At 52.3% G+C, this 16,091-nt stretch carries 11 protein-coding genes; all 11 read right to left on the reverse strand.

Annotated elements, in window-relative coordinates; translation table 11 throughout:
- Window positions 1–667: 667 nt before the first annotated feature.
- Window positions 668–1,549 (reverse strand): ABC transporter permease subunit, encoded by an 882-nt coding sequence (locus tag GC101_RS18195; protein WP_171718393.1) that lies wholly within the window; start codon window positions 1,547–1,549, stop codon window positions 668–670.
- 26 nt (window positions 1,550–1,575) lie between these two features.
- Complete coding sequence (locus GC101_RS18200; RefSeq protein ID WP_269323272.1) at window positions 1,576–2,496, reverse strand: ABC transporter permease; 921 nt, start codon at window positions 2,494–2,496, stop codon at window positions 1,576–1,578.
- 274 nt (window positions 2,497–2,770) lie between these two features.
- The gene (locus tag GC101_RS18205; RefSeq protein ID WP_171718394.1) at window positions 2,771–3,889 is read right to left on the reverse strand and encodes a glycoside hydrolase family 5 protein; all 1,119 of its coding nucleotides are present in this window, start codon (window positions 3,887–3,889) and stop codon (window positions 2,771–2,773) included.
- Between the two features lie 393 nt (window positions 3,890–4,282).
- Complete coding sequence (locus tag GC101_RS18210; protein WP_171718395.1) at window positions 4,283–6,049, reverse strand: glycoside hydrolase family 2 protein; 1,767 nt, start codon at window positions 6,047–6,049, stop codon at window positions 4,283–4,285.
- Window positions 6,046–8,082 carry an alpha-L-arabinofuranosidase C-terminal domain-containing protein gene (locus tag GC101_RS18215; protein WP_171718396.1) on the reverse strand — a complete coding sequence of 679 codons (2,037 nt, stop codon included), beginning with the start codon at window positions 8,080–8,082 and terminating at the stop codon, window positions 6,046–6,048. The genes GC101_RS18210 and GC101_RS18215 overlap by 4 nt, the downstream gene beginning before the upstream one ends.
- Window positions 8,083–8,102: 20 nt before the next feature.
- Window positions 8,103–8,999 carry a carbohydrate ABC transporter permease gene (locus tag GC101_RS18220; RefSeq protein WP_171718397.1) on the reverse strand — a complete coding sequence of 299 codons (897 nt, stop codon included), beginning with the start codon at window positions 8,997–8,999 and terminating at the stop codon, window positions 8,103–8,105.
- 18 nt (window positions 9,000–9,017) lie between these two features.
- Window positions 9,018–9,977 (reverse strand): ABC transporter permease, encoded by a 960-nt coding sequence (locus tag GC101_RS18225; RefSeq protein ID WP_171718398.1) that lies wholly within the window; start codon window positions 9,975–9,977, stop codon window positions 9,018–9,020.
- A 30-nt stretch (window positions 9,978–10,007) separates the two neighbouring features.
- Window positions 10,008–11,579, reverse strand: a complete 1,572-nt coding sequence (locus tag GC101_RS18230) for an extracellular solute-binding protein (protein ID WP_171718399.1) — start codon at window positions 11,577–11,579, stop codon at window positions 10,008–10,010.
- 135 nt (window positions 11,580–11,714) lie between these two features.
- Window positions 11,715–13,313 carry a response regulator gene (locus tag GC101_RS18235; protein WP_246354392.1) on the reverse strand — a complete coding sequence of 533 codons (1,599 nt, stop codon included), beginning with the start codon at window positions 13,311–13,313 and terminating at the stop codon, window positions 11,715–11,717.
- On the reverse strand, window positions 13,314–15,116 hold the full coding sequence (locus GC101_RS18240) for a sensor histidine kinase (protein WP_171718400.1): 1,803 nt from the start codon (window positions 15,114–15,116) through the stop codon (window positions 13,314–13,316).
- Window positions 15,117–15,191: 75 nt separating this feature from the next.
- Window positions 15,192–16,070: an AraC family transcriptional regulator gene (locus tag GC101_RS18245; RefSeq protein ID WP_343049748.1), complete on the reverse strand. Its 879-nt coding sequence runs from the start codon at window positions 16,068–16,070 to the stop codon at window positions 15,192–15,194.
- Window positions 16,071–16,091 lie beyond the last annotated feature (21 nt).

Here is a 16,091-nt window from a genome sequence, read left to right on the forward strand (position 1 = left end):
TCTCCTCCGCCACTTTTCCCTGTCTGTATGTTTTCAAGTTCAATCTATATAGCGGTTGAAATCCAAACCTAAAGGCGGACGCTACCGCTCCTACAGTTCCAAACTTCCCCTCCGCACTCCTGCCTTTTATTATTTTCTCATGTTCTCCTTATTTGGGTGTTGTGATAGCAATTTCAAGTGCAGGGCCATAGCTGCAAGGAATGTTTGGCCCTCCGGCCGCTGCCCGTCTGCAGATTCCCTGAATTGTACCGCTCTTCGCGGTGGGAATCCGCAGACTGATGAGGCTTCCGTAGCGATCCGGTAACTCTCCAGAAATCTTGCACATAATACAACATTCCCCTCACGAAATCGGTCAAAATCCAAAATTGTTGTACAAAATACAGGATTTCACCTTTTCCAAGCGGCTTTGCCGGATTATTATTGTATTTCGTACAACAATCGTCCCAAACACCTGGCTATCCGTGAATCAAAGTTGTACAACGTACAACATTTCTCTCTACACTGCCTCCTAAGAGGACTCAAATCAGCCGGTAACGCATCAAGTGTACTGAATTTCCGTGCTGCCAGTATCACAGCGACTGACCGGTAACGTGTATTGTTATTGTCCAGCTCACCGGCGGCTTCAAACTCCCCCTCCGCACTCCTGCCCTTCATGAACCTTCAGACCTCAGCCCTTAACCGATCCCAGCAAAGCGCCTTTGGCGAAATGCTTCTGCAGGAACGGGTATACGATCAGAATCGGAATCGTGGAGACTACGATGACCGCCATTTTGACAGCCTGGTCCGGAGGCACAAAGTTACTCTCCAGCGAAGACGTATCTCCCAGACTGCCGCCCTGGGACAGCATGACAATCTGCCGCAGCAGCACCTGAATCGGCCACTTGGTTGAATCGTTAATATAGAGAATGGAGCTGAAGTAAGTATTCCAGTGGCCTACGGCATAGAACAGCGAGAACGTAGCCAGCACCGGCAGGGACAAAGGTATGACAATCCGCACCAGAATGCCGGGATCGCTGGCACCGTCGATTTTGGCCGATTCCTCCAGATCCGGCGGAAGCTGCTGGAAGAAGCTGCGGACAATAATCAGGTTGAAGGCACTGATGGCACCCGGCAGCAGCAGCGACCAGTACGTATCCAGCATGCCCAGCTCCTTGACGACCAGGAAGGTCGGGATCATCCCGCCGCTGAACAGCATGGTGAAGATGACCATGAGCTGGATCGGTGAGCGGTAATCCATATCCCTGCGGGATAACGGATAGGCCATCAGGCAGGTCAGTGTAATGTTGATCAACGTACCTGCGACTGTGATGAAGATGGTTACTCCCAAGCTTCGCATCAGCGTATTGGTGGAGAAGATATAGTTGTACGCCTCCAGTGAAAACTCTGTAGGGAAGAGAATAAAACCTTTCTCCAGCAGCTCCCGCTGCGTTGCGAATGAACCGGCCACCACATAAATGAACGGAACAATAGTAATGAGCGCAATGACTGCCAGCACGATGATATTCAACAGATCAAACAGGCGGCTCGGCCATGATGTTTCTTTTACCACAATTCTACCTCCTTTCGCTGTTTATCCTAGAGAATTCCTTCCTCACCGAACCGTTTGGCCAGGAAGTTGGAGCCGAAGACCAGCACAAGCCCGACTACAGACTTGAACAATCCGACGGCAGTACTGTAGCTGTACTCTCCCTGCGAGATCCCCGTGGTATACACATAGGTATCGAAGACTTCGCCAACCTCCCGGTTGAGCGGATTCAGCATCAGGAAAATCTGTTCAAACCCCGTATCGAGGAAATTGCCCAGCCGCAGGATCAGCAGAATCACAATGGTCGAGCGGATCGCCGGAAGTGTAATATGCCATAGCTGGCGCATCCGCCCGGCTCCGTCTATTTTGGCAGCTTCGTAGAGCTGCGTGTCTACACCAGCCAGCGCCGCCAGGAAGATGATCGTTCCCCAGCCCGTTTCCTTCCACATAACTTCACCGGTGATGAAGGTCCGGAACCAGCCGGGACTAAGCAGGAACTGGATTTTCTCGCCCCCTACAGAGGCAATCGCTTCATTGACCAGCCCTCCCTCGGTTGTGAAGAACAGGTAGGCAATGGAGACGATAACCACCCAGGACATGAAGTGGGGGATATAGACCAGGGTCTGAATTGTCTTCTTGTACGTCTGCGATCTTAATTCATTCAGCATCAGTGCCAGCACAATCGGCAGCGGAAAAAAGAACAGAATATTGTAGGCCGCCAGCACGAACGTATTCTTCAGCAGCTTCCAGAACAGCGGGTCCCCGAAAAAGCGGTCAAAATGCTTCATCCCCACCCATTCGCTGTCGACAAACCCCAGGAAGGGCTGATAGTTCTTGAAGGCCAGCAGGATCCCATACATCGGTACATATTTAAAAGTGATAAAATACAGCAGTCCCGGCAGCAGCATGATATACAGCCAGCGGTTGCGGGCCAGACGCTTCAGCTTCTGCCTGCGGAATACAGCAGACATTGACGGCTTCGAAGCCGCTAATGGATTTCCCATGTTCCTTCCCCATTTCCGGCACCCTTGGATCAGTTATTTATGTTTATATAAGTGCACTTAAGATTTGAACTTGAAGCTTCATCGTCACTGCGGTGAACATTTGGACTTCCGGCCGCTGTTGTCTCCAGATTTCTTAATTTTGAACCGCTGTTAGCGGTAGAAATCCGGTGACAAAGGCGGTCGCTACCGCTCCTACAGTTCCAAATTTCCCCTCCGCTTCTTTTGCTTTTTGTTTATTTCTTTAGTGCTTATCTAGAACCTGATCCTTAAGTGCATTGAATTGCCCGGTTGCCCGGTTATAAATTTGATACCAGCCATTGTCGTCCCATACGGAGAAAGCAAACTGTCCAGCGATAGCCTTGTTCGCGATCTGCCGGTACGAATCCAGCAGCGTGTCCGTAATCACTCCCCGGTGCTCGTACCCGAATTCGCCCAGATACACCGGAATGTCATGCACATCGGAGAATTCCCGCTTCACATCGTCCACACGCTTCAGATGATCCGCCAGATTCTGAAAATACGAGTGATAAGTCCCCATAATATAGCGGTCCGTCCCCCCGCCCGGCAGGTCCTGCGGATTGCGGTACGTATCGTACAGCCCCCATCCGCTGTTGTAGTTGTACCCGCCGAAGATCACAATCCGTTTGGCATGCGGCTGCATGCCGCCCAAGGTGTAGCCGCGGATCGCCGCATAAGCCCGCTTGTTCAGCTCAATGACGCTAGCTTTGGCGGCTGCCCCCGTATTCAGGCTCAGATGCGGTTCATTGAACAATTCGAACACCAGCGTGTCCGGTTCATCCTTGAACAGTTCCGCGATCCCCGTCCAAATGGTCTCCAGCCGCTGCATGTTCGTTTCGAAGGCAGGCTCGCCCTGCACCGCGTTCATTGCCCATTCCTCATGATGTGCATTCACAATCAGAATGACAGGCGGCTTGCCCACGCTTGCCCGCTGAACATTCACATCCTTCAGTACATAATCCACCAGACGTTTCACCGTGGCCACATTCGGAGCGCTGAAGGAGAAATGCCCCGCTTCATCTGCCGTCGAAGCATATTTATCACCCCGTCCGCCCCAGTTGACCGGAATCCGGATGTTGGTATACCCCGCCGCAATAAAAGCGTCCACGGCCGCCTTCACATCCTCGTAACTCTGGCTGTTCCAGTTCCCTTCAAACGTGTTGCCCAGATTGGTTCCCCTGCCCATAAGACCGGCCATTTCCTCCGCCGTCAACGGAGTGGAAACGGCGGCTTCAGACGATGTCTCCGCCTTCGCACTGGCTCCACCGGTCAGCAGTGCAATCAACAGAATGGCACAGACCGGCCAGATCATTGCAGATTTGATGCTAATCGGGAATCTCATTAATCATGCCTCCTCAGGATGGTAATGGTTCAATAGAACGGTATACATCTAATGGAAAGCGTATTCATTTCACAGCTGGCAAGAGAGCGTTTTCTCCGGTCCAGCAGGTTCAGGCAGCAGCTGCTTGCTCTGCCACCAATATAGAGGAGCCTGTGAATTGCCGTCTATAGTCATCTTAGTACCACTGTGTGAAGCCTTGCTGCTACAGGCTTTGCGGCGCCCGGTTATTCATTACAGACTCTGCTGTTGTCATTATCTGACCTGACCTTTGGCTTCCCTGGAGGCGGTCCGTTTGCAGATATCTCTTCCCAAACGCCTATATGTCTTCTGCCGGACAGCAAAAAGGACCGGCCCGGCCATTCCCTGGCTCCGGGTCAGTCCTTGTCCATTCGATTACTTCAGATTGATCTCTTTAATCTTATCCAGCGGAATTTTCGGCTCGCGTGCCTCTGTCAGCAGACCGTTGATTTCCTGCTGCACATCGGTGAGCTGGGTATAGCAGTACCCGCAGATATAATCTACACTCTTGATCGCCTGAGTCAGGCTTGCGAAGCGGTTCAGGAATTCTTCCTCCGATGCCACCTGATGCCCGTATCCCCAGCCTTTATCGGACTGGAAGGCGATCCCGCCGAATTCCGATATAATGATGGGCTGGCCTCTGTACGCATACCCCTCCGCGAATGCATATTTCCATTGATTGCAGGTGATGTCTTTATTGACAATAGCTGCTTTATTGTCCGCATACCTGCTTAAGAGGCCGTCACCCATTTCAACGTAGTCATGCAGGGTCAGAATATCCGACACAGTATGCTCCCAGCCGTCATTCGTAATCACCGGTCGGTAGGGGTCAATCGCTTTGGTTAAGTGATAAATACCTTCTGTGAATTTCTGCTGCCTCTGGTCGTGCAGAATGTTCGGGACGCCCCACGACTCATTGAACGGCACCCAGGTAATAATGCTGGGGTGATTATACTGCTGCCGGACGATCTCCAGCCATTCATTCGTAAATCTCTCAACGGCGCGGTCATGAAATTCGAATGTTGCCGCCATTTCCGACCATACCAGCAGGCCCTTTACATCGCACCAGTACAGGAAGCGGGCATCTTCAATTTTCATATGCTTGCGTACGCTGTTGTAGCCCATCGCCAGAATATAATCAATATCTGCAACTATCGCTTCCTCGCTCGGCGGTGTCAGGTGGCTCTCTGTCCAGTAGCCTTGATCCAGAATAAGCCTTTGATAGATTGGCGCATTATTAAGCAGCACCTTGCCGTTCCCGATCGATACCTTCCGCATCCCGAAATAGGAATGCACGCGGTCCGCGACTTTGCCGTCCACATAGAGTATAAACTCGACATCATACAGATTGGGCTGTGCCGGTGACCAGTAGCTCCGCTTCCAGGGACCGCTTGCCTCATGCAGCAGATCGATTTCCATCGTCTGGCGGGGCCGGTCTATAATCTGGCTTGTGGTCTTAACCGGGACTCCCTTTAAAGTAACTGCGGCCTCCAGCAGGATCTTTCCTGCTGCCGTCTCCAGTCCGTGTACCTGAACATCGAACGAGACGCTGGAGCGGTCGATATCCGGAGTGATTTTCACAGAATCCAGCCTCTGTTCTTCCACATATTCCAGCCAGACGGTCTGCCAGATTCCGGTGCTCTGCACATAAAAGCATTCAAAATTATCCTTCGTCCAGCGCTGCTTCCCGCGGGGCTGGGTACAGTCATTACTGTCTTCTGCCTTTAACGTAATGTTATTATCCTTCCCGGACACAATGTAGGGGGTAATGTCGAAGGAAAAAGCAGCATATCCTCCCTGATGACTGCCTGCCAGTATGCCGTTCACCCATACTTTGGCGTAATAATCCACCGCCTGAAAGTGAAGGATCACCCGTCTCCCGGCAGCAGCCTCCGGAATGGACACGGATTTGTTGTACCATACCCGGGGATGAAATTCCTGAAGACCGACTCCGCTTGCCTGCGTCTCGTAAGTATAGGGAACGGTAATGGTATGGGTTGCGTTCAGCTGTTCCTGCCATTTCCCGCTTTCTCCGGTATTCTGGTCATCGAACCGGAAGCCCCATTCCCCGTTAAGTGTCTGCCACTCCCTGCGGACGAACTGCGGTCTGGGATAATCCTTGATATAAGCCTTGGTTGTCATTGTACTCCCCCGTCCTGTCTGGCGGACCCGGTTCTGAACTCCAGTGCATAGACTGATGCCGGACGCAGCAGCCAGCCCTTCCCCCATTCTTCAGCGGGAACCTTGCTTGCCTTGCAGGAGATGCGGTCTGGCGCAAAGACAGAATTAATCTCCTGTTCAGATTCTCCCGTTATTTCATATACAACTACAGTATCGTCAGCCTCGAATCCGTGCAGTGTGAAGGAAGCCTTCACTTCCTGCAGGCTCCGGTTAACGGCAAACACGGTGACGGTATCGCCGGACCCGTTCGTGAAGGCTGCGATATCCAGATCCGGCAGGGCGTCCAGATTGATTGGCGCCGGTTTGCCGGAGCTTACGGAGAAAGTGCCGCACTCCGTATCCACGGGCAGCAGGCGGGAAATATCACGGCCCGCATAGAGCTTCATGACTTCATAAGTTGGCGTGCCATAGACGGTTAACGGGTGCCCGCTCCAGCCCGGCAGCTTGCCGCAGTATTGATCGGCATAATAATCCCCCACCCGGATACAGCCGCCGAGCCATCCGTTCACCAGATCGGAGAAGCTGCCGATATGTACCATCTCACTGGCACGGAGCATCTCGTTCAAATTGGCAGCATTGGCTACCGCAGCGCCCAGCGTATGCTCGTCCGGCAGCCCTTTGCGTACCGTGTTGGGATAGTACATCGTATTGTATTCGGTAATTGCCAGCTTCACATGACCATGCTTCGGATTGGACCGGATCTGTCCCGCCGTCTGTTCTATATTGTAGCGGGTCCATTCCGGGAATGAAGCTATGGCTTTATAGCGTTCTTCTTCCGGAGTATCCTGGTCCATTGCAAAACGGTAGTAGCCATGATAGAGATGCAGGGTCAAATAATCGATCTGCTCACCTGCGATATCCAGTACGGCCCGGTTCCATTCCTGATCCGTATGTCCGCAGGCCAGAATAACAAGGGAAGGATCTGCCTGTTTCATGGCTTGAATGAAGGACACAGTCCGCTTGGCGAACGGCTCCGCCGTGGTTGTTCCGACCTGCCATGGTCCCCACACCTCGTTGCCGATCTCCCAATACTTCACATTATAGGGCTCCGCATACCCGTTCGCGGCCCGCTTCGCTCCCATGGGAGTTTCGATCCCGCCATTGCAGTATTCCACCCACCTCGCTGCCTCCTCCGGCGAGCCGGAGCCGTCATTCACACAGATGAGCGGTTCCACACCGAGCTCCCGGCAGAACCGGATGAATTCATCCGTGCCGAAGTATTTGCTGGTCCATCCTCCCCATGCCTCATTGAACATGACCGGACGCTCCAGCACCGGACCGACGCCGTGCTCGAAATGATAGGCGCTGATATAGTTGCCCGCCAGCCGCATCATCCCGGCGTTCAGGTCTTTCGTCATTTCGACCACCTCACGTTTTACGGTGCCGATGTGGTCTTCCGGGAGCAGAGAGACATGATCAATCCATAACATGCCGGTAGATACATGATCCCTCCATCTGGGGTGTTCGGCCGGCACATAGACACGAAACTCTGCATCTGCACTGTCCCGGCTGACGGGAAGCCGGGCTTCATACAGCTGCCAATTATGGCCCGCCAGTCCGACACGCTCAAGCCCCAGCCGGGCCTGGGTAATCCGGTCTATTGCTTCTATAATAATGTAATCCAGCTCAACGGAAGCTCTCAGCACCAGCTTAACCGTATACCTTCCTTCTTGGAGCGCGGTCCTCTGGGCGATGCCGGCATAGGCCTCATCATCACTCAGCAGCCGGATGCGCTGGGCGCGTCCCGAATGCTTCGGGGCGGGCGCTTCGAGTGCATATCCGGTATTCCGTCCATTCGTATAGGCATACCAGCTTCCCGGCACCCCTGCCGTACTCCCCGGCTCACTTTCGAAATCCATATCCTTCAGCGGATACGCCAGCATGGCTTCCATATGATCGCGGATATCCTCCACGAAATGTCCGAACAGGTACGGGTTGACCGTATGCTCGCTTGGTTGGCTGCAGTCGATCCTTATCGTTGCTTGGTTAGACAATTTCAACCCTCCGTTTCCGATTAACCTTTAATTGAACCAATCATTACCCCTTTAACGAAGTGCTTCTGAACAAAAGGATACATCAGCAGCACCGGCAGGCTGGACACGATAATGACCGCGTATTTAATGCTCTCGGAGAGCAGGATTTTATCCTCCAGCCCGACATTCCCCCCGTCTACAGAGGCAGCCTGGCTGATCATCAGTATTTCGCGCAGCACCAGCTGCAGCGGGTACCGGTCCTCGCTGCGGATATAAATCAGCGCATTGAAGAATGAATTCCAGTGTCCAACGGCATAGAACAGAACCATTACGGCAATAATCGGCTTCGACAACGGCAGAATGATAGTGATCAGCAGCCTCCAGTTGGAGCAGCCGTCGATGTGAGCCGCCTCCTGCAGCTCCCACGGGATACTGGATTCAAAGTAAGTTCTCATAACAATGAGATTGTACGTAGAAATGGCTCCGGGAATAATGAGCGCCCACATTGTATCGACCATCCCGAGGTTTTTGACCAGCAGATAACTGGGGATCAATCCTCCGCTGAAGAACATGGTCAGGGTCACAATCAGCATCAGCAGCTTGCGTCCGGGAAGATCCGGTCTGGACAACGGGTATGCGGCAAGCAGAGTCATCATAATATTGACACTTGTTCCAACAACTGTGTAGATCAACGTATTGCGGTATCCGGTCCAAATTTTATCGTTGTGCAAAATATTGCTGTAGGCTTCCAGTGTCACGCCCTTGGGCAGCAGCCATACTTCCCCGTTCAGGACCCTGGCGGGATCACTGAACGAAGCGCTGACCACAAATAGTAATGGATAGAGCACTAAAATAATGATTACCGCTGCGAGCAGGTATACGATAACGTCGAACCGCTTATCATCGGGTGGGGCTTTTATAATTACATCCTTAGGCATTGCCCGTCTCCTCCTCCATTACCACAGGCTCGTATCCGACGTTTTGCGCGCAAACCGGTTCACCAGCAGGAGCAGCGTCAGGTTAATCAGGGAGTTGAAAAGCCCTATTGCGGCAGTATAGCTGTATTCGCCCTTTAGAATTCCGGTAGTGTATACAAAAGTGGAAATCACGTCGCTTGATTCAAGATTCAAATTATTCTGCATCAGCAATATTTTCTCGAACCCGATGTTCATGAACTGCCCAATATCCAGAATCAGTAAAATAACGATCACCGGAATGATTCCGGGCAGAGAGACATGCCAGATACGCCGGATACGTGACGCACCGTCCATCTTGGCCGCTTCGTACAGCTGCGGATTAATTCCGCTAAGCGCAGCGATGTATATAATGGATTGCCAGCCCATGTTCTGCCAAATATTTGAGCTGATGAAGATCGTTTTGAACCATGCGGCCGATTCCATGAAGCGGGTCGGCGTACCGCCAAGCGCCTGAATCAGCATGTTGACCGGGCCGCTTGGTGACAGGAGCACAGTCAGAATGCCCACGATAACAACAACAGAGATAAAGTGCGGGATATAAGTGACGTTCTGCAGTAATTTACTGTATCTCTTGCTGCCGATTTCGTTGATCAGCAGTGCCAGCATAATCGGAACCGGAAAAGCAATCAGCAGGGAGAACAGGTTGATGGACAGCGTATTCCAGAGAAGCCTCCAGAAATAATAGGAGTCAAAAAACCGCTGAAAATGCTCGAATCCCACCCAGCTGCTGCCGAGAATCCCTTTGCCCGGATTGAAATTTTTGAAGGCAATCTGCAGCCCGTAGAGCGGGCCGTAATGGAACACTAAATACCAGGTGACCGGGATCAGCAGCATAAGATACAAGTCGTATCTTCTGGCAATTTGCCTGACCAGGCGGCGCCCCGGTTCCCGGCGGAACCGGGGCGCTGCAGCCGTATTATGAATCTCCGCCTTATTCATGAACATCCGCTCCTATCCAATAGGATCAGCCTATTTCTCCATCTTGTCGTAGGCTTCCTGATAAATTTGCTGAAGCTCTTCGACATTCATCTTTTGCAGGGTTGCCTGGAATTCATCCCATTTGTCGAAGCTGAGCGCACCCGCGATGAATTTGGTGCTTTGTTCTTCATAATATTTGTCGATGTCATTGCGCAGCATGTTCACCTTCTGGGCCGTTGCTTCGTCAAACATTGGAGCGGCATAGCGGATTGCGGGCATGTACGGATCCAGCGCCTTTTGCGCTTCCTGCACTTGAGGCGGATTGATATAAGAAGCTACATGCTCACTGATCAGATGCGGTGCCCCTCCGCCGGCGTACGGTGTGATTTTCGGCTGGGTCTCGGAAGTAGAATACTCTTCCTTGTAATAGGGAATCCCGTCCTTCAGCTCATAATGTTCGCCTTCCCGCCCGAACCGCAGCAGCGTCGAGCCTTCGTCGCTATAGAAATAGTCGACCCAGCGCATGGAGATTTCCGGATATTTATTGACTGAAGTAATGGCATACGCCCCAAAGTCACGCGGGATCGGAGCCGTCTGGCTCTGCATCCGGTCTCCGTGCGGACCTGCCGGCGGCGCAATGCCGATATATTGATCCGAGATCGGCAGGAAATTGTTATTCGTCTGGTCGAAGAACATGCCCGTTTTGCCTGAGCCCTGCTTGGCCAGGAACTGGGCCTCCGTATGGGAGAATACTTCCTGGTCCAGCAGCTTATCTGCATACAGCTTGCTCAAGTACATGAGCATTTCCTTGTTCTGTTCGCTGCCCATCCAGATTTCAACCTTATCATTCTCAAGATTGATGTTGTAACCGAACTGCTGATCCAGTCCGAACGATCCGCTCATCATCGTCACGACGCTGAGGCCGACGCGCGCGGTCAGCGGCAGCTCATCCTTTTGGCCGTTGCCGTTCGGGTCCTGATCGCGGAAGGCGACCAGCACATCGTACAGCTCATCCGTCGTCTCCGGCACCTTCAGGTTGAGCTTCTCCAGCCAGGCCTGGTTAATCCACTTCTTGTCTGTCCGTGCCGCACTCAGGGTAACGATGCCCGGAATCGCGTAAATATGGCCTTCCGGAGTCGTGATGCCCGCACGGATCTCCGGATACTCATCCATCAGCTTGTTGAAATTCGGGGCATAGTCGCGGATCAGATCCTCCAGCGGAATGAGCTGGCCGCCCGAGCCGTAACGGATGGCCTCCAGTTGGGTGATTCCGGAGCGGTACATCACATCTGGAAGCTCATTGGAGGCGAATAGGAGATTCTTTTTCTCCTGAAAGCCATCGGTTGGTGCTTCAGTGAACTCCACCTGCACATTGCTCAGCTTCTCGTAATCCTGAAAGACCGGCATATCCTTGAAGGGTCCGTTGACGGGAGCGATCCGGGTGAACATACTCAGCTTCACCGGTTCCTGCACGATCGGAAACCCGTCCTTGCTCACCGATTGGTCTGCGGTCGCCTTAGGTGCAGCCTCATTGCCGTTGCCTGCTCCTGAATTGCACCCCGCCATTGCCAGTGCGGCAATGACCATCAGGCTTAGCGCCGTTTTAGTTCGTTGTTTACGCATGTCTGTATAACCTCCTTTTAGATCTCGCTCAACTCATCGTTGTAAGCGCTTCCCTTGATGTGACTTTATTATAGCCGGGCCCGCAAAGAGGGGAATTCCACATATATGACTTTTTACTACACTTATCTTACTGTTTCATTTCGCAGCAGGCGGACGGCTCACAAAGGCATGCGGCGTCGTGCCGGTCAGCTCCTTGAATACTTTGAAAAAATAATTGTACGTAGTGAACCCGACCTGAATACTAATTTGCTTAACCGTGTATTTTCCGCTTTCGAGCAGTCTGCAGCTTGCATCAATACGGACACGGTTCAAATATTCGGAGAAGGTCGTCCGCGTCTCTTCTTTGAAAATCCGGCTTAAATAAGACGGGTTAAGCCCGATCAGGTCAGCGGTCAGCTCCAGCGTAATGTAACTCTGATAACGTTCCAGAATAAGCTGAACCGCCTGGGACACATGCCTCGAATAGGAGCCTTGCGCCTGTCTCCGGCGGAGCCGGTCCAGCAGACCTTCGTAATAAATTATCAGCCACCGTTCCAGCCCTGCTACGCTATTGATATTGCCGAGTTCTTCCCGGGACGGCAGTCCGCCATCTCCAGCTTCATCTCTTGTTAAGGTCTTTTCCCCTATGGCCAGCAGCTCGCTGACAATCATCTGCACACTTTGCGAATGAAGCGGATGCTTCTGGACAGAGGCGAACGCACCGGTAATTGACCGCTCTACCTCTTCCATATCCAGCCGCTCAATGGCTAGAAGCAGCTGCTTCTGATTCCCGATCGTCATCAGGAGGCGGGGATCGTTAAGACTGCTATCCGGCTCCTGCCGTGTAGCAGCGTTATCGAGGACACGTTCGGCCGAACGGTAACTGTCTTCGAGCTTGGACAGGCTGCTGCACATATGGCCTATGGCATAAGTGCATTTCAAATTCAGGAATAGCTCAAGCGAATGGCTGACATTGCTCATCAGCCGGCCAGCTTCGCTGGCGGCAGCCTGCTCGCTCCGTTCTCTGAAGGCGAACAGGATGGCCAAACGGCCATTTTCCACATAAACGGCCATCCGCTCGGGCAGATCGCCGAGACTCTGCTGCATTAGTTCTACTGCCTGCCGGACCAGACCGTTAATCTGCACATCACTGCGTGTCTGGGTCAACAGCAGGAAGGGGACGATTTGGACAGCGGCGGCCATATAACAGACCACACCAGGCGAAAGTCCGCTCAGCCGCATGCTCTTGTCAAGTATGGCGGCAGCCTCCGGCTGGCCGGCCAGCAGCCGGAGCGTCTGCTCACGTAAACTTTCAGTTCTGCTGCCCGCATCCAGGCTCCCGTCCTCCAGCCGCAGACCCGATGTTTCGGTCTCCTCCTCCAGCTCCCGGGCAGCCTTCTTCAGAATGGCGATCAGGGATTGGTCATTCAGGCGGTGCTTCAGCAAATAGTCGGCAGCCCCGTTCCTCAGGCATTCCCGTACATAATCATAATCATCATAGCTGCTGAGCATAATTGTCTTTACAGCCGGATACCGCTCCCGGATAGTCCGCTGCAGCTCCACTCCGTCCATACCGGGCATGCTTACATCTATAATTGCGATATGCGCCTGCAATTCTTCAAGAGCCTGGAGCGCCATCGGCCCGCTATAGGCTTCTCCGCAAATCTCAAAACCATGATTCCGCCAATCCGTCATCGTTGACAGATGATGATGTACCAGCGGTTCATCATCCACCAGCAGTACTTGAATCAACATTCAACCTGCCTCCTCTGCGGATCGTTCATCCGTACGAATCTCCGGCAAACGAATGACCACCTTGGTATACAATCCTTCTTCACTGAACAGCGTGATACCGTACGGCTCCCCGTACATTCTGCAGATTCGTTCATGCACATTCCGCACGCCGATTCCGCTGAAGCGCGACGCGCTTCCCTCCCTGCCGGATTCCAGAAGCAGCCGCATTTTCTCCCGCGACATCCCCGGCCCGTTATCCATGATTTCTATGAACAGATCCCCGCCCTCCCCGTATACTCTGATCAGAATAAGTCCGCCTCTGGCCGACGGGACAACCCCGTGCAGGATGGCATTCTCCACAATAGGCTGGAGCATCAGCTTAAGCACCCGGCATTCCAGCAACTCATCATCTTCCACTTGAACCTGAACCGTTATCGGCTCCATATACTTGTATTTCACAATCGACATATAGCAGTTCACATAATCCAGCTCTTCCCTGACGGTAAGAAATTCACTTGAATTCCCCAGCACCCCGCGCATAAGCTCGATTAAAGATCCAGAGACCTCTTCAATATTCGGCACACCGTTCAGATTAGCCAAATACTTGATGGTATTGAGCGTGTTGTACAAAAAATGAGGACGGATCTGCGCCTGCAGTGCCGTTAGCTCAGCTTCACGTTTCGCCTGCTCGCTGATCCGGATATCCTGCATCAGCCGCTTCAGATCATCAATCATGCTGATGAACACAGTGTAGAGTTCACCGATTTCGTCTTTCGAGTTAATCTCCATACGCGGAAAGGATAAATTACCGTCCTTCACCCGCATCATCATCGTTTTGAGCCGCCGGATTTGCAGTGTAGTCCGGGAGGACATCTGCATGGCTCCCAGCAAAACTGCGACAAAGACGATAACTGATACTTCAACCATCAGATTCCGGACCTTCACCGATTCACTCACGAGAGAATCCAGAGGAATAAGCGCCCGGGTAATCCAGCCGGTGTGCCCGGAGCGGCGGCTGACGACAATATAGGACTTACCGTCAATCTTCTGCTCTGCCGCCTCTTGAACAGCTGTTCCATCAAGCTGCGGAGCGGTATATATCGTTCTTGTCATTTGCGGCGAGAGTGATGCAGGGGCAGAATCAGACTGGTATACCAGCTCCATCTGTTCATCCAGTACATACAGGACACTGTCCGCTGTCGGCTTGACGCCATACGTGTTGCGGATGAAATCATAGTTCAAATCCACCATCACCACACCAATGGATTCCCTGTTATACCGGATGACACGGCCGACGGAAATCACATCCGGGCTGCCCTCTTGTTTGAAATAAGCGTGGCGTTCCCCGTTGTTTAACATGTAGTCCATCGCCTGCGTCTGCAGGAAATTACGGTCAATCCAAGGTCCCCCGGTGAAGAAAACCTTACCGTTCAGGCCTATTACAGCGATGCGTGTTATATAAGGCTTATAACCGATCAGACCTGACAGAAATTCATTAATCCGCTTTTGCTCCAGAAACCACTCGTAGCTGATTTCCTCGCTGGGGCTCAGCAATATATCAATTACCGTATTTTTATTCGTAACGGCAACCGTGTTCAGACGATCGATCTCCTCAAACATAAGATTCAGGGATTCGTCGGCTTGACGGATACTGTCCGCAACCGAAGTAATGGCGTTATGCTTAATCGTCTCACGCATATTCAGATAGATAATAGAGGTGATCGTTACAATAGAGAATAGACTGAGCAGTCCGAACGCGATGAATATTTTCCCCTGAATCCCCAGCTTCGGTGATATTTTATTGCGCAGAGCTGCAAATCTCATCTCGGTCTCTCCTTCACATGAGGGAAATGACTTTCGGTAAGCGCTATCATATTATGAGAAAACAAAACCGTGCCGTTATCCGCCTCCAGCCGAACGGGTATGCAGCGGTGAAGTCTTGTAATAGGACTTGAAAGCCCGGGTAAACGTATACAGGTTGGGATAGCCGAGTGACAAAGCGATTTCCGTGATTGAAGCATCGGTTTCGGCAAGCAGCCGTTTAGCCTTACCCATACGGATGTTCTGGATGTACTTTTGCGGAGATACGCCGGTCTGGCTTGTAAAAGCACTGGTGAAGTAGGATCGGTGTACACCCGCATACGATGCAACCTGCTGAACGGATATCCCTTCAGTAGCATGGAGGTTCATAAATTCCATACACTCCCCTACCCAGCCTGAAGGTGATGGTGTATCAGCGGGGAATGCTCCAGGCATCAGGCCGGCCAGCAACTCGCAGGTCTGTCCCTGAAGCTCCAAGGACACAGCCGGGTCCCACCGCCCGTACCTTGTCATTGCCCCGAATATACGTTCCAGCATATCCTTTATACGGGATGTCACCTTGCCAAGAGCAAACGGCTTCTCAGGCACCATCCCGGTCAGCCTCAGCAGCGGCAACACCCTGCTTCCATCCAGCGCAAGCCAGCTCATCTGCAGCGGTGATTCCGCGGGAATAATGTAATAATGATACGTCTGATCCGGAAACAGACAGAACATGTCGCCCTTTTGCAGTTCAATGTGCTCATCTCCATAGTTAAGGCCAACCTTTCCTTCATACACGAAATGAAGGCTATAGCACTCGATCCTTTTGGGACCCACCCTGTAGTTCGGCTTAGCCTGACTGCGGCCGGCACGGACAGGCCATAGCTGTCCCTCCCTATCCAAATAGCCGGGTGAATAATAGATAAACTCGGCATATTCATATTCGTATTCCTGCAGATTGCGCAACACTCCTGACATATCCCCACTCCCTCCATCTAA

This window comes from Paenibacillus phytohabitans (assembly GCF_013141775.1).
In the GTDB taxonomy this organism is placed as follows: Bacteria; Bacillota; Bacilli; order Paenibacillales; family Paenibacillaceae; genus Paenibacillus_AQ; species Paenibacillus_AQ phytohabitans.